Consider the following 14,096-nt stretch of genomic DNA (forward strand, 5'->3'; position numbering starts at 1 on the left):
CGGTCATAACCGTCGCGGCTATGCTGTCACGAAATTGATCGTGATAAGTCCGTTATAACGCCGTGATAAGGATGTGATGGGTCGGCGAAGGGTTGGACATTGTCATACCTGATTTCGGCACCACCGGCATTGGCGGCCGCGGCCACGGATATCGCTGAGCTCGGTTCGGCGCTCGGCGCCGCGAACGCCACTGCAGCCGCCCAGACAACCGGGATTCTGCAGGCCGGCGCCGATGAGGTGTCCGCAGCCATCAGCGGTCTGTTCAATGCACACGCCCGGGAATACCAGGCACTCGGCGCCCAGGCATCGGCGTTTCACGCCGAGTTCGTCCGGGCCCTGACGACCAGTGCGGGCTGGTATGCGACCGCCGAGGCGGCCAATGCCTCGCCGCTACAGAGCATCGCGCAACAGGCGCTCAACATGGTGAACGCGCCCACCATGGCGATGATGGGACGCCCGTTGATCGGCGACGGGGCCAACGCGACGACCGCCGGCGGCCGTGGCGCCGACGGCGGGCTGCTCTATGGAAACGGCGGCAATGGCGCCCCGGGGGCGACCGACCAGCCCGGCGGAGCGGGTGGTAACGCCGGATGGATCGGAAACGGCGGAGCCGGCGGAGCCGGTGGTTTCGGCGCGGCCGGCGGGCCCGGTGGCAGCGGCGGTCTGCTGGTGGGCAATGGCGGCTCCGGTGGTCCCGGCGGGGCGGCTGTGGCCGGCGTCAACGGCGGCAACCCCGGTCCGGGAGGCGCCGGCGGGCGGGCCGGGCTCTTCGGCCACATCGGGAGCGACGGGCCGGGCGGCACCAGCATCAGCTCGCCCACCGACCCCGGCAACCCCGGCCCCGGCACTCCCCCGACCGGCGGGACGGTGATCTCGGCCCAGTTCGGGACGACCACCACCACCGGTGGTTACGTGGTGCAGAACAACGCATGGAACAACCCGGCCGGGCAGACCATCGACGTCAGCCCCACCGGGGGTTTCACCATCACCGCCATCAACGGCTCGGCACCGACCAATGGCGCCCCACTGAGCTACCCCTCGATCTTCACCGGCTGGCACTACGGCACCGGGTCGGTGGGCACCACGCTGCCCAAGCAATTGGGCAGTATCCAAACCGCAACCAGCAGCATCGATTTCACCTATCCCGCCACCGGTACCTGGGATGCCGCTTACGACATCTGGCTGGATCCCACGCCCAAGACAACCGGGGTCAACCAGCAGGAGATCATGATCTGGTTCAACCACCAGGGCACCATTCAGCCGGTCGGTTCACCAACCGGTAACGTCACCATCAACGGCAAATCCTTTGTGGTGTGGGACGGTACCAACGGCCAGAACAATGTGATGTCCTACGTCGCCACCTCGCCGATCGAAGCGTGGAGTTTCGATGTAATGGACTTCGTCGACAACACCAGAACCATGGAGCCGATCACCGACTCTTGGTACCTCACCAGCATCCAGGCCGGCTTCGAACCGTGGAACGGTGGCGTCGGCCTCGCGGTCGATTCGTTCTCCGCCAACGTCAACTAGCGGTCAATCCACGGCATCTGCGCCTCGGCGTGGTGACCGCCAACCGCAGCAGTGAGCCCGTCGAGCCGGGCGAGGTGCTCTGAAGTGAGTTCCACGCCGTCAGCGGCGGCGTTTTCTTCAAGGCGCGCAACGCGTTTGGTTCCCGGTATGGGAACGATGTCGGGTCCTTTGGCCAGTAACCAGGCCAGTGCGACCTGCGCCGGGGTGGCGCCGATGTCGACGCTGATCTGGCGTAACTCGTCGGCGCTGTCGAGGTTGTGCTGGAAATTCTCGGGAAAGAATCGCGGATTGGTCTTGCGGTAGTCGGTATCGGGCAGGCCCGCGGTAGAACGGATCGCGCCGGTGAGGAAGCCGCGGCCCTACGGCGAGTACGCGACGAACCCGATTCCCAACTCACGCAGCAACGGCAGTATTGCTTCTTCCTGATCGCGGGTCCACAGCGAGTATTCGGATTGCACGGCGGTGATCGGGTGCACGGCATGGGCGCGGCGAATGGTCTGCGCGCCGACCTCCGAAAGCCCGACGTGACGGATCTTTCCGGCGGCAACCAGGTCCGCCAACGTCCCCACCGTGTCTTCGATCGGGGTCCTGCGATCGAAGCGGTGCTGGTAGTAGAGATCGATGCGATCGGTCGCGAGCCTGCGCAACGAACCGTCGACGGCAATGCGAATGTTGGCGGGACTGCTGTCGAGACCATTTCGGCCGGTATGGGAAATCAGTCCGAACTTCGTTGACAAGACGGCGCGATCACGGCGCCCCTGCAATGCGCGGGCGTAGCTCCTCGTTGATGAAAGGGCCGTACACATCGGCGGTGTCGATCAGCGTGACCCCGAGGTCGATAGCGCGATGAATGGTACGGATGGATTCAGCGTCGTCAGTGCCGGCACCGGCGTAGGCCACCGACATGCCCATCGCACCCAGACCGATGCGTCCGACTTGCAGACTGGCGAGCCGAGCCTGTCGCATGCCGTGATTGTGTTACAGCGCTAGTAATACCGGCCCGAGTACCCTCTCGGTAAATGAACGAGCCAGGCACCGCTGCGCCAGTCCGCAATCTGGCGGTCGACTACTACCGCGCGTCGGGCGTAGTCCTCATCGTGCTCGGGCATTGGCTGGCCGGGTCGGTGACGTATCACGAGGGCCGGTTCGGTCGGCAGAACCCACTGGTCGACCAGCCCTGGACGCAATGGCTGACCTGGCCTTTCCAGGCTGTTCCGGTGTTTTTTCTGGTGGCCGGGTACGCCGGTGCGGTGTCATGGTCCCATCGCTACGTCCCCGGCGGAGTGTCGCGACCGGAGTGGGTTCGGCGTCGACTCGCCCGGGTGCTCGGTCCCACCACGGTCTACGTCGGACTGATTTCAGTGATTGTGGTGGCAATGCAGGGCTTCGGCGTGCCGGGCTCTGTGCTGGAGTATTCCGGTTGGGCCATCGCGATGCACCTGTGGTTCCTCGCGGTCTACTTGGTGGTGGTATCGCTGACTCCGGTCGCGGTGGCCGCACACCGCCGGTGGGGACTCGCGGTGCCGGTCGCGCTGGCCGCGGGCGTCGCGGTCGTAGACCTGGCCACGATCGCGGGCCATGTCCCCCACCTCGGCTGGCTCAACTATCTGCTGTGCTGGGGGTTTTTCTACCAGCTTGGAATCGCTTGGCACGCAGGGCTATTGACCGGTCGCAGATCACTGTTAATCGCGGCCGGCTCCGCCTGCGCTCTGGTCCTGCTAATTTGGCTGGGCCCGTATCCGATCAGCATGATCGGCGTTCCCGGCCAAGACTTGCAGAACACGACGCCGCCCTCGCTGGCAATGGTCGCGTTCGGCGGCGCGCAGGCCGGCGTCGCGGTGGCGCTCGCGCCCGCGCTCAACAAGGCGCTGCGCTGGCCGCGTATCCAACGCGTGGTAGCGGTGGCCAACAACAATGTGATGGCTCTTTACTTGTGGCATATGGTGCCGGTCGTGGTCGTGGCGGTCGTGGCCTACCCGGCCGGGCTATTGCCGCAACCGGAACAGGGCACCGCAGCGTGGTGGCTGGCCCGGCTGGAATGGGAAGCAGTGCTGAGCGTGGTCATGCTGGCCGAGATGGCGTTGTTGTGGTGGTTACGATGCCTTTTCGCTGCACCGCTACCGTCCGTTCGGGTACCTCTGACCGCTCGTTGGGCCGAACCGATCCTGATGATCGGAACCGCACTGGCCAGCTATGGGCTGGCGTTCCTCTCCGCGTGGGGCTTCGCCCCGGACGGCCGCTTCTCCTGGAGGACAGCAATTGTCTTCGCCGTCGGCTTGGTATTGATGGCGTGCCGGCCCGCCAAGGCCACTTCACAGGCCACCACCCAAGCCACCGGACAAGCCAATCGCCAGCGCCGTACTGACGCTGAGGGCTGATGGCCCAGGCGTTGGTGACCAATGGCCCCTGACCTCTGACGTTGAACCGAATAGGTTCCATCGCAGTGGGATAGGGAGAACGTATGTCGAAGCTGCGCAATCATCTGGGGATCGTCGTCGGCGTCGACGGCTCGCCGGGATCCAAGATCGCGGTCCAGTGGGCCGTTCGCGACGCCGAGTTACGCAACGTTGCACTGACGTTGGTTCATGTTCTTCCGGTGGCAGCCCGCACGGACGGCAAGCGTGCCCAAGGGCAGCAGATCCTCGACGAAGCGCAGCAGCTGGCAATCGAAAGCAGGCAGGGTGAATCTCTGCAAATTGATTGCGAAATGCATTCTGGTAAAACGCTTCCGGCTTTAATCGAGCTGTCGAAGCGGGCCACCTTGGTGGTGGCGGGCTGCCTCGGCACGGGGACGTTGCGGGGCCGGCACCTGGGCTCGGTTAGCGCGGGACTCATCCATCACGCCGCGTGCCCGGTCGCGGTGCTGCATGACGATGTCGAATTGGACTCCGAGCTTGCACAGGCCCCGGTGGTAGTGGGAGTCGACGGCTCACCCAAGTCGGAACAGGCGCTCGCGATCGCCTTCGACGAAGCCTCGCGCCGAAAGGTGGGCCTGACGGCGATCCACACCTGGCGCCCGGTGGGCGTGTTCGATGAAATCGTCAGCTTTCCCGGTCCGGGCTGGCAGACGTTGAGAGCAAGGGAAGACGAAGTCATGGCCGAGCGCCTGGCCGGCTGGGGCGAACGCTATCCCGACGTCGAGGTTAATCGCATCGTCGCGCGCAACGATCCGACGCCTCAACTCGTCGATAGTTCCAAGTGGGCCCAGCTCGTCGTGGTCGGCGGCCACGGAAGCGGCGGATTCATCGGAACGATTTTCGGCTCGGTCAGTGCCGCCGTGGTGTTGTTGACCCACGTGCCCGTCATCGTCGCGCGCGGATCACTGGCCAAGACCTGTTGAGCGAAGCGCCTACGAACGAAGGAACTCCAGCACGTCTGCGTTAACGGTTTGGGCTTGCGTGGTGATCATCCCGTGCGGGAAATCGTCGTAGGACTTCAGGATGCCGTTGGCCAACAGCTCTGCCGACCGCGGCCCGGCAGCCTGATAGGGCACGATCTGATCGTCTTTGCTGTGCAGCACCAAGACCGGCACAGTGATCTTCTTGAGGTCTTCGGTGAAGTCCGTCTGGGAGAACGCAACGATCCCTTCGTACTGCGCCTTCGCGTCACCCGTCATGCCCTGACGCCACCAGTTGGCGATACTGGCTTCCGATGCTTGAACGCCTGGCCGATTGAACCCGTAAAACGGTCCCGATGGCAGCGCCCGGTAGAACTGGGATCGGTTGGCGGCCAATTGCGCCTGCAGATCGTCGAAAACGGCTTTGGGCAGACCGAGCGGATTGGCCTCGGTCTGCACCATCAGCGGTGGCACCGCGCTGATGAGAACGGCCTTGGCAGCACGACTTTCGCCATGACGCGCCAGATAGCGGACTACCTCACCCCCGCCGGTGGAGTGGCCGATGTGCACCGCGTCGTGCAGATCCAGATGGTTTACCACCGCCGCCAGGTCGTCGGCGTAGTGATCCATGTCGTGGCCATCGGCCACCTGGGCCGAACGGCCGTGCCCGCGCCGGTCGGAGGCGACGACGCGGTAGCCGTGGTTCAAGAAGAAGAGCATCTGAGCGTCCCAGTCGTCAGACGACAGCGGCCAACCGTGGCTGAACACGATCGGCTGCCCGGATCCCCAATCCTTGAAGTAGATTTCGACTCCGTCATTGGTGGTGATCGTGGGCATCGCAAACCTTTCGGTGGTCGGTGCGGCGTAGTGCGAACCTTACGCGGCGTCGAAAGCAGGCAGCGGGCGTTGGCAGAGTGCATGCGCCTCTGCTACGTCAAGCCCGAAGAGTTGCAACAGGTTTTCGGCCATCGCGTCGGCGGCCGCGGCCCCGTCCCGGCGCGGCTCTTGGCGCAGCAGTGCGCCCAGGCCCAGCAACGCACCACCGGCCATGGCCAGCGCCAAACATGGGTCGCCGACACAAAACCGTCCGGCCGCGAAGGCAGCCTTGATGTCCCGCAGGGCGCGCGGAGCCAGTCCGCGGTCCGGAGAGAGCAGTGCCGGTCCATTGGCCAGGAAAATCTCGCTGTGCTGCGGATGCTGACGGAAGAGCCGGCCGGTGAGCCGGAAGCTGATGGCGAACACTTCGGCGGGGTCCTCGAAGTCCGCGGTCAGGTGGTCCAGCAGCGCCCCATGGGTATCGAGCACATCGGCGACGGCCGCATCGAACAACTGCTCCTTGCTGTCGAAGTGGTTGTAGAAGGAGCCCATGCCGACGTCGGCGGCCTGGGTGATCTCCAGCACCGGCACGCTGAGCCTGCCCTCGGCAATGAACCTTTGCGCGGCCCGCACCAGCGCCGCCCGGGTGCGCTGTTTGCGCCGCTCGAGCCGGTTGGCCGCCGCAGGCGACCCCTCACTCACCGAAGCCATCTAAGTAGTATGCATCACTTATGAGGATTTCATCAGAAACTATTGACCCGTTGACCGACCTGTGTAACGATTCGCCAGTGAATCGTGGGAGATGGTAATGGTCAACCGGTACCTGCCACTCGGCGTATCCGGCCCGCGACCTCGACGCGGCGGCCGGCGGCGAATAATCGGCCGGCTGAAAGTGCCCGCCTCATGACCATTTCCGTACTGCGTACCGCCGGCGCCTGGTGGGTCGAAGCCGCGGGCCGCGCGGCAAGGATTGCCACCGCGGCAGCCACCACCGGACGGCTGCTGGCCGACCGGGCCGCGATCGAGGCCGCGCTCGGTAATACCGACACCGTCACCCTCGAGAGCCTGGATCTGATCTCACCGGTGACGCGACCCTGCCGCGTGGTCGCGCAGATGACCAACTTCGAATCGCACGTCAGGGATGCCGGCATGGATCCGGCATCGATTCCGCTGACGTTCTTCCGCAAGGCGTCCGCGTCGATCAGCGGACCGTTCGACGACATCGTCAAACCCGCACATGTCCAGTTGCTCGACTACGAAGTCGAGATCGGGCTGGTGATCGCACGCGCAATTCCGGTTGGGACAGCCATTTCCGACTCCAACCTCGCCGACGTCATTGCCGGTCTGCTGGTTGCCAACGATGTGTCAGCGCGCGATATCCAGCTTCCGCAGACCCAGTTCTACGAGGCCAAGTCCTACCCGAGCTTTACCCCGGTGGGGCCGAAGCTGGTCTTGCTCAATGCCGATGAACTCCGGCGCTTCGGCGAGCTGCGGTTGCGCCTGCGCGTCAACGGCGACGAGCGCCAGAATGCCGTCGTCGACGGCGACATGATTTACCGACCACTGCAAGCGCTGCAGTCGCTCACCCAGTTTCAGGAGCTTGCGCCCGGTGACCTGATCCTTACCGGAACCCCGGTGGGCACCGCCCTGAGAGCGCCTTCCAAGCCGGTGGAGATGATCGGAAACCTGTTACCGCCGGCCGTCAGGTGGAAGGCGTTTTTCAAACGCCAGGCCGCCAACCCGCACTACCTACAGCACGGTGACGTCGTCGAAGCGTCGGTGGCCACCGACGACGGGGCGATCGATCTGGGAACCCAACGCACCACAGTGCGATTCGCTTGAACGACAGCGATACCGCGCCAGTTGACCGGCGGTCAACAGCTCTACGGTGATAGCGCGCGGTCTGTCAACCTCCTGGGAATCCCCCGCGCACGCGCATTTATCGGGTCTAATCAGCGCGCAAATGGGTAACCCGTTTGGCGGATCTGAAGCCGAAAACGGGAAGAGGTGCGTAATGGCCGCGAGCGAAGTCAGCGACTTTTTGTTGGAACGACTGCGCGACTGGGGAGTCTCGCATGTGTTCGCCTATCCCGGCGACGGCATCAACGGCCTGCTCGCGGCGTGGGGCCGCGCCGACAACAAACCGATGTTCGTCCAAGCGCGCCACGAGGAGATGGCTGCGTTCGAAGCGGTCGGGTACGCGAAATTCAGTGGGCGCCTAGGTGTTTGCGCCGCGACCTCCGGACCCGGCGCGATCCACCTGCTCAATGGCCTCTACGACGCGAAGCTCGACCGGGTGCCGGTGGTGGCCATCGTCGGACAGACCGACCGCAGCGCCATGGGCGGCTGGTACCAGCAAGAAGTGGACCTGTTGAGCCTTTACAAGGATGTGGCCAGCGACTACGTCCAGATGGTCACCGTGCCCGAACAGCTACCCAATGTTTTGGATCGCGCCATCCGCACCGCATTGACCAGGCGGGCGCCGACCGCGCTTATCATCCCTGCCGACGTACAGGAGCTCAAATACTCACCTCCGGCTCACGAATTCAAGATGGTGCCGTCGAGTCTGGGATTCGAGAAGGCCACGATCGAAGCTTCACCCGAGGGCCTGCAGCAGGCCGCCGAAGTACTCAACTCCGGCGAACGCGTCGCGATGCTCATCGGCGCCGGAGCACGTAACGCCGCCGCAGAAGTGGCCGAAATCGCCGATCTGCTGGGCGCGGGAGTGGCCAAGGCGCTACTCGGCAAAGACGCTCTGTCCGACGAGTTGCCGTTTGTTACCGGATCCATCGGCTTGCTCGGCACTCGCCCGAGCTACGAATTGATGCGGGACTGCGACACCTTGCTCACCATCGGGTCGAGTTTCCCTTATACGCAGTTCCTGCCGCCGTTCGGTTCGGCCCGCGGCGTGCAGATCGATATCGACCCCACGGTCATCGGTATGCGCTACCCGAATGAGGTGAACCTGGTCGGTGACGCCGGCGCGACGCTGCGCGCCCTATTGCCTTTGCTGCAGCGCAAGTCCGACCGCTCCTGGCGCGAGACGATCGAAAAGAACGTCGCACGCTGGTGGGAAACCATGGCGATGGAAGCCGACGTGACAGCCGAGCCCATCAACCCGATGCGGCTGTTCGCCGACTTGTCGCCGAAACTACCCGACAATGCGATCGTCACCGCCGACTCGGGCTCGTCGGCGAATTGGTATGCGCGCCAACTGAAGTTCCGCGGCAATATGCGTGGTTCGTTGTCGGGCAATCTGGCCACGATGGGCCCGGGCGTCCCCTACGGTATCGGCGCGAAGTTCGCCCACCCCGACCGGCCGGTCATTGTGTTCGCCGGTGACGGCGCCATGCAGATGAACGGGTTGGCCGAGCTGATCACGATCGCGCACTATCGAGAGCAGTGGGCCGATCAGCGGCTTATCGTCGCGGTTCTACACAACAACGACCTGAACCAGGTGACCTGGGAAATGCGGGCCATGGGTGGAGCGCCGAAATTCGCTGAGTCCCAAACTCTTCCCGATGTCGACTACGCGGGGTTCGCGGCCAGCCTGGGCCTGGCTTCGGTCAAGCTGACCGATCCCGGGCAGATTCCCTCGGCATGGGATCAGGCGTTACAGGCAGACCGGCCGACGGTGCTCGACGTGCACTGTGACCCCAACATTCCGCCAGTCCCACCGCATGCCACCTTCGACCAGATGAAGGCCGCAGCCAGCGCGGTGCTGCACGGTGACGAGGATGCCTTTGGGCTGATCAAGGAGGGCATCAAGATCAAGGCGCAGGAGTTCCTGCCGCACCGGGAAACCAGCCGCCGATAGCCGGTGATACAGGCCACAGGTTTGAGGTTTCGGAGATCCGGAAACCCTTGATCTTGTAGGGGAATTCTTTGCACTGAGGCGTGTAGGAACCGCGTCCGGTTTGTTTCCCTGCTGGCTGAGCGCAATCGACTACAGCGCGAGGTCGCCATGTAAACGAGTAAGCAACGGGAGGTATTCATGGCGGAGAAGAGTGGGCCGCAAGAGGCCGTCGAGGGCGTCGTCGAGGGTGTTAAGGGCAAGGCGAAGGAAGTCATTGGCGCCGTAGCCGGCCGTGATGACGTCAAGCGCGAGGGACAGGCCCAGCAGGACAAGGCCGATGCCCAACGTGACGCTGCCAAGAAGGAAGCCGAAGCAGAAGCCGCTCGCGGTGGCGCAGAAGCCGCCGAGGAACGGCAGAAGGCTAATCAGTAGCTTGTTAGGAGGATGGGCCCAGTCCGAATCGGACTGGGCCCATTCGCTTTTGCGCGTTAGCTTGTCCCCCGCGCTTCGGCGCTGACGGACGCCAGTCGAGCGATCGGTGTTTCGTCGAGGTGAGCTAGCAACTCACGGGGGTTTTCGAAAACTGCTACCGCACCGGCGGTTTCGAGCTCTGCGCGCGACACTCCGCCGCTGAGCAGCCCGATGCTGGCCACATCCGCGCGAGCGCATGCTTCAGCATCCCAGACCGCGTCGCCGATGAAGACGGCCTGGCCGGCCGAGATGCCGGCCCGCTCCAGCGCGACGTGGATGATGTCGGGCTTGGGCTTGGCGGTGTCGACGTCGGCAGCCGAGGTGATCTCGGCGACCAAGTCGTCACAGTCAAGCACCTTTCGCAACAAGGCCAATTCGTCTTCGGGTGCCGACGTGGCAAGTACCACCTGCAGGCTCAGGTCGGCGACGCGTTGCAGCAGTTCACGCGCCCCGGGCAGCACACGCAGTAGCGGAGCGGCCTCTTTGTAGTACTGAGAATGCAGATCCTTCAGTTGTTTTCGCGTTTCGTCGGATGCATCGCCGGACAACGACCGCACCAGCGTTGATCCGTCCATTCCGATCGATCGATGGATACGCCAAGTCTCGGCATCGATACCGACTTCTGCGAAAGCGCGCTGCCATGCATGGACATGCAGGTAGTTGGAGTCGACGAGCGTGCCGTCAACATCGAATAATACTGCCGGTATCACCGGCTTGTGCTTATCCACCGAGTTATCCACACCTTGTGAATCAATATCCCTGCCGGCGAACACGATTGATTCGGGGCAGCAGGAATTGGCTACGTTCGGAACAACAGCGCCGTGACCGCGACATCGGCAAGCAGCAGTACCAAACCGAACAACGGGACGATAAATCCCCAGCGGCGCAACGCCGTAAAGAACGAAACGATGATGGTTACGGCTGCAACCACTGGCGCACCGTAGAACAAAATCCCATAAACCAATCCACTCGGACCTAGATGGGGACATTGCGCCGCGCTGCATGCCGCGAAGCTCATAGCCGCGCCGACGGCGAATATCATCACCAATATCGCCGCCGGCACTGTAAGTAGTGCAAGCACCCAATTGATCACTGCACGACTGCGGCGGACGGATGCGCCGGCATCCGGCGACGGGGCCTTCGCGCCGGGGACCAACTGATCGGTTTCCTGGCTGAGACTCATTACGCCTCCCTTCATAAAACTCACAGCTCATAGCGAGATCACGCCACAGACCTCCGCGGCGCGCGCAACTCAATCCCGACTACCCATGTCGGTCCACCTGAAACATGGCACGTCCAGCGAGGTTTACCCCCGCGAACCGGCGGGGTAATCGGGCATTAGCAGGAATTCGAAAAACCAATCGGGAGAGCTGATGTCCGCGTTTGACGAGATCGGCGGCGCCACTGCACGGGTTGGTGGGGCCTTTCGGCGTCTCGCCAGTGGATCGCCGGAAGCAGGGGTCCACCAGTCATCACACGGGGCGAAAGCGGACTTTCCGAAAGTTGTCGTAGTCACCGGCGCCAGCGCCGGCATTGGGCGCGCTACGGTGCGCCTGCTGGCCGAACGCGGTGCGCAAATCGGCCTGCTGGCCCGCGGACGGGCGGGCTTGGAAGCCGCGGCCGCGGAAGTACGCGCCGCCGGTGGTGAAGCGCTGCCGATTCCCACCGATGTCGCGGACTTCGATTCGGTGGAGCGCGCGGCGCAACAGGTCGAGGAACGATTCGGCCCGATCGATGCGTGGATCAACGTCGCGTTCACATCGCTATTCGCCCCCTTCACCGCCATCGAGCCTGACGAGTACCGCCGGGTCACCGAAGTCACCTATCTGGGGTACGTGCATGGCACCAAGGCCGCGCTAAATCGCATGCGCCCCAGGGATACCGGAGTGATTGTGCAAGTCGGCTCGGCACTAGGCTGCCGCGCCATCCCGCTGCAGTCCGCCTATTGCGGCGCTAAGCACGCGATCAACGGGTTCACCGAATCGGTGCGCACCGAGTTGATGCATGAGCACAGCAACGTGCGGATCACCGTCGTGCAGATGCCGGCGGTCAATACCCCGCAGTTCTCCTGGGTCCGATCCCGGATGAAGAACCACCCGCAACCGGTCCCGCCCATATATCAGCCAGAAGTCGCCGCCCGCGGTGTGTTGTACGCGCTGGACCACCCGCGCCGCAAGCACTATTGGGTGGGAGCCAGCACCGTGGGAACCATTGTGGCGCAACGGCTGGCACCGGGATTGCTCGACCGCTACCTGGCCCGCACCGGTTTTGACTCGCAGCAGACGGATGAGCCGACCAGCGCTGAGCGGCCGGCCAACCTGTGGGAGCCCCTCGATGGACCCGACGGCAAGGACTTCGGCGCGCACGGCGTGTTCGACGACCGTTCACACCCCCACAGTGCCCAGTCGTGGGCGGCCAGGCACATCGGCACGCTGGTGTCTGGCGCCGCCCTGGTCGGCGCCGCCGCGGCTGCCGATCTAGGGCGCCGGCGGCTCGGCGGAAAGGGCCGGTAGCCGCTATAGGCAGGCCGCCGCCCTTCGCAGGTCGTCGACGAACATCTCATAGTGCTCGCGTCGGTGTTCGCTGCGATCACGCAACAGCGCCGAGGGATGCACGGTGGCCGTCACGAGCGGCTCCGATTCCATTGTTATGCCGAGTGTTACCGGCAGCCGTAGGTGTTCACCACGGTGGGCGGTGACGCGAAAGGTGCTGCCCAGCAAGGACTGAGCCGCCGTTGCTCCGAGACATACGATCACTTTCGGTCGCAGGGCCTCGATTTCGGCAATCAGCCAGGGCTGGCATGCGACGACTTCGATTCGGCCGGGCTTCTGATGTATCCGCCGCTTGCCCGCTCGGCTGAATTTGAAGTGCTTGACGGCATTGGTCTGATAGGTCAGACCGACATCGACATCGGCATCCCCCAGTGCCCGTTGGAGCAGCCCTCCGGCCGGACCGACAAACGGAAGTCCCTGCTGGTCCTCCTGATCCCCCGGTTGCTCGCCCACCAACATCATTGGCGCGGCACCCTTGCCGTGACCGAAGACCGTCTGCGTAGCGTCCTTGTAGAGTCCACATCCGCGGCAGGTATCCGCGGCTTCCGCCAGAGAATTCAGCTGCCGATCGTCGGGCAAATAGTGGGCTGCGCCGACGGCTGATTGTGTCTCAACGTCTTTGGGCACGGCGGTTGTACTTCTTGATCGCGTCGACGAGTTCGGACTTGGTCATCTTAGACCGGCCACGCACATCGAGCCGACGCGCGACCTCGAGTAGGTGGTTCTTGCTGGCGTTGGCGTCGACGCCTTCCGCCGACGGCAACGGGTTGTTCAGACCACCGCGTTCGGCGCGCTGGTCCGAAGGGCCCTTCTCCTCTTTGGCTTCCCAACGGTCGCCAACCTTTTCGTAACTGTGCTTGACGGCGGCATAGGCGACGCGGTGCGCGCGCTCTTCACTGCCGTACTGCTCGGCTGCGGCGTCATGGGCTTTGGCGAAAGTCCGCTGCGCCTTGTCGCTGGAACGCCTTAGCGTGCTGGGCAATTCGTCTTTTTTCGGCGCCCCGCTCTTCGTCGTCTTGGGCACGGAATCACCTCCGTCTTAAGAGTGTTGCGGACCTTGAGCCAATTGTTGCGCCCTGGCATAAGCAAGCTGGAGAAAGTCCGCGCCGGCCAGGGCCGTGAACGTGCCCGCGATCAGCCTGGTGAACCTGGGGGCAAAGATCAGACCGATGACAAACCCCGTGGCCACCCACATGTCCAGGCAGAACGGACACGTCAGCAACTCCCCCAGGCTGTGCCGCAACTGGCCGCCCTGCCGGGATTCCTCCATTAGCTCGGCCGGACCGCCGGGGCCCGCGTAGTGGGCGAAGGGGGCGCGCAGCGGACTGGTCACCGCGTCTTTACTCACGGTTCGCGACAGTTTGTGGGTGCCTACCGTTACGATGACGAGATCCTGCAGGTGCCACCGCTCCGGTAGCTTGCGTCCGGTAGCGGCGGCCACCAACGTGGTGAGTCCCACCAGCACGCCGTAGACGATCATGACGCCCAGATAGCCCGCTAGCGGCCTGGGGTTGTCGCCCCGATATTCGTCAGCTTCCCGGCGCGCCCTGTCAGCCACGTCAGCGCTGTCCTTGGTCATGTCTGCGGGTACCCG

The 14,096-nt window shown here is 64.0% G+C and carries 14 protein-coding genes and 1 pseudogene; 7 read left to right on the forward strand and 8 right to left on the reverse strand.

The genetic code is table 11. From position 1 onward, the window contains the following. Nucleotides 1–99 precede the first annotated feature (99 nt). Nucleotides 100–1,530: a GH12 family glycosyl hydrolase domain-containing protein gene (locus AWC27_RS31675; protein ID WP_211281719.1), complete on the forward strand. Its 1,431-nt coding sequence runs from the start codon at nt 100–102 to the stop codon at nt 1,528–1,530. Here AWC27_RS31675 and AWC27_RS27010 read toward each other — a convergent pair. Next, nucleotides 1,527–2,496, reverse strand: a pseudogene (locus AWC27_RS27010) (aldo/keto reductase). The gene AWC27_RS31675 and the pseudogene AWC27_RS27010 overlap by 4 nt on opposite strands. A gap of 53 nt (nt 2,497–2,549) precedes the next feature. On the opposite strand from AWC27_RS27010, the gene AWC27_RS27015 reads away from it, so the two are divergent. Together AWC27_RS27015 and AWC27_RS27020 are read left to right on the forward strand one after the other, a co-directional pair. Next, nucleotides 2,550–3,908 (forward strand): acyltransferase family protein, encoded by a 1,359-nt coding sequence (locus tag AWC27_RS27015; RefSeq protein ID WP_085673608.1) that lies wholly within the window; start codon nt 2,550–2,552, stop codon nt 3,906–3,908. An 83-nt stretch (nt 3,909–3,991) separates the two neighbouring features. After that, nucleotides 3,992–4,870 (forward strand): universal stress protein, encoded by an 879-nt coding sequence (locus AWC27_RS27020; protein WP_085673610.1) that lies wholly within the window; start codon nt 3,992–3,994, stop codon nt 4,868–4,870. A gap of 9 nt (nt 4,871–4,879) precedes the next feature. Here AWC27_RS27020 and AWC27_RS27025 read toward each other — a convergent pair whose 3' ends face one another. Both AWC27_RS27025 and AWC27_RS27030 read right to left on the reverse strand, forming a co-directional pair. Next, complete coding sequence (locus tag AWC27_RS27025) at nt 4,880–5,704, reverse strand: alpha/beta fold hydrolase (protein ID WP_085673612.1); 825 nt, start codon at nt 5,702–5,704, stop codon at nt 4,880–4,882. A 39-nt stretch (nt 5,705–5,743) separates the two neighbouring features. Continuing rightward, the gene (locus AWC27_RS27030; protein ID WP_085673614.1) at nt 5,744–6,394 is read right to left on the reverse strand and encodes a TetR/AcrR family transcriptional regulator; all 651 of its coding nucleotides are present in this window, start codon (nt 6,392–6,394) and stop codon (nt 5,744–5,746) included. Nucleotides 6,395–6,586: 192 nt separating this feature from the next. On the opposite strand from AWC27_RS27030, the gene AWC27_RS27035 reads away from it, so the two are divergent. The 3 genes from AWC27_RS27035 (at nt 6,587) to mbp1 (ending at nt 9,911) form a co-directional block, all read left to right on the forward strand. Beyond that, entirely contained in the window at nt 6,587–7,525 is a 939-nt protein-coding gene (locus AWC27_RS27035; protein ID WP_085673616.1) for a fumarylacetoacetate hydrolase family protein, read from the forward strand. 172 nt (nt 7,526–7,697) lie between these two features. Then, nucleotides 7,698–9,500 (forward strand): thiamine pyrophosphate-requiring protein, encoded by a 1,803-nt coding sequence (locus AWC27_RS27040; protein ID WP_085673618.1) that lies wholly within the window; start codon nt 7,698–7,700, stop codon nt 9,498–9,500. 177 nt (nt 9,501–9,677) lie between these two features. After that, a complete protein-coding gene (gene mbp1 / locus AWC27_RS27045) occupies nt 9,678–9,911 on the forward strand; it encodes a microaggregate-binding protein 1 (protein WP_085673620.1) in 234 nt (77 codons plus the stop codon). 56 nt (nt 9,912–9,967) lie between these two features. Here the strand turns inward: mbp1 and AWC27_RS27050 are convergent, their stop codons facing one another. Together AWC27_RS27050 and AWC27_RS27055 are read right to left on the reverse strand one after the other, a co-directional pair. After that, entirely contained in the window at nt 9,968–10,678 is a 711-nt protein-coding gene (locus AWC27_RS27050; RefSeq protein WP_085673622.1) for an HAD family hydrolase, read from the reverse strand. A gap of 71 nt (nt 10,679–10,749) precedes the next feature. Beyond that, nucleotides 10,750–11,133: a hypothetical protein gene (locus tag AWC27_RS27055; RefSeq protein WP_085673624.1), complete on the reverse strand. Its 384-nt coding sequence runs from the start codon at nt 11,131–11,133 to the stop codon at nt 10,750–10,752. A gap of 190 nt (nt 11,134–11,323) precedes the next feature. Here AWC27_RS27055 and AWC27_RS27060 point away from each other — a divergent pair, with 190 nt between their 5' ends. Continuing rightward, complete coding sequence (locus AWC27_RS27060) at nt 11,324–12,463, forward strand: SDR family oxidoreductase (RefSeq protein WP_085673625.1); 1,140 nt, start codon at nt 11,324–11,326, stop codon at nt 12,461–12,463. 3 nt (nt 12,464–12,466) lie between these two features. On the opposite strand, the gene AWC27_RS27065 is transcribed toward AWC27_RS27060, so the two are convergent. From AWC27_RS27065 to AWC27_RS27075, 3 genes are read right to left on the reverse strand one after another with little or no spacing between them, the layout of a single operon-like run. Further along, nucleotides 12,467–13,129 (reverse strand): UdgX family uracil-DNA binding protein, encoded by a 663-nt coding sequence (locus AWC27_RS27065; RefSeq protein WP_085673627.1) that lies wholly within the window; start codon nt 13,127–13,129, stop codon nt 12,467–12,469. Next, complete coding sequence (locus AWC27_RS27070) at nt 13,113–13,526, reverse strand: ChaB family protein (protein WP_085673629.1); 414 nt, start codon at nt 13,524–13,526, stop codon at nt 13,113–13,115. Before AWC27_RS27070 ends, AWC27_RS27065 begins: the two co-directional genes overlap by 17 nt. A 15-nt stretch (nt 13,527–13,541) precedes the next feature. Beyond that, on the reverse strand, nt 13,542–14,081 hold the full coding sequence (locus AWC27_RS27075; protein WP_085673631.1) for a DUF1360 domain-containing protein: 540 nt from the start codon (nt 14,079–14,081) through the stop codon (nt 13,542–13,544). Between the last annotated feature and the right edge of the window lie 15 nt (nt 14,082–14,096).

This window comes from Mycobacterium szulgai (assembly GCF_002116635.1).
GTDB lineage: Bacteria > Actinomycetota > Actinomycetes > Mycobacteriales > Mycobacteriaceae > Mycobacterium > Mycobacterium szulgai.

What these genes read in the sequence shown, in the direction of transcription:
- AWC27_RS27015 (WP_085673608.1), top strand. Translation starts at nt 2,550, where the DNA reads ATGAACGAGCCAGGCACCGCTGCGCCAGTCCGCAATCTGGCGGTCGAC.
- AWC27_RS27020 (WP_085673610.1), top strand. Translation starts at nt 3,992, where the DNA reads ATGTCGAAGCTGCGCAATCATCTGGGGATCGTCGTCGGCGTCGACGGC.
- AWC27_RS27025 (WP_085673612.1), bottom strand. Translation starts at nt 5,704, where the DNA reads ATGCCCACGATCACCACCAATGACGGAGTCGAAATCTACTTCAAGGAT.
- AWC27_RS27030 (WP_085673614.1), bottom strand. Translation starts at nt 6,394, where the DNA reads ATGGCTTCGGTGAGTGAGGGGTCGCCTGCGGCGGCCAACCGGCTCGAG.
- AWC27_RS27035 (WP_085673616.1), top strand. Translation starts at nt 6,587, where the DNA reads ATGACCATTTCCGTACTGCGTACCGCCGGCGCCTGGTGGGTCGAAGCC.
- AWC27_RS27040 (WP_085673618.1), top strand. Translation starts at nt 7,698, where the DNA reads ATGGCCGCGAGCGAAGTCAGCGACTTTTTGTTGGAACGACTGCGCGAC.
- mbp1 (WP_085673620.1), top strand. Translation starts at nt 9,678, where the DNA reads ATGGCGGAGAAGAGTGGGCCGCAAGAGGCCGTCGAGGGCGTCGTCGAG.
- AWC27_RS27055 (WP_085673624.1), bottom strand. Translation starts at nt 11,133, where the DNA reads ATGAGTCTCAGCCAGGAAACCGATCAGTTGGTCCCCGGCGCGAAGGCC.
- AWC27_RS27060 (WP_085673625.1), top strand. Translation starts at nt 11,324, where the DNA reads ATGTCCGCGTTTGACGAGATCGGCGGCGCCACTGCACGGGTTGGTGGG.
- AWC27_RS27075 (WP_085673631.1), bottom strand. Translation starts at nt 14,081, where the DNA reads ATGACCAAGGACAGCGCTGACGTGGCTGACAGGGCGCGCCGGGAAGCT.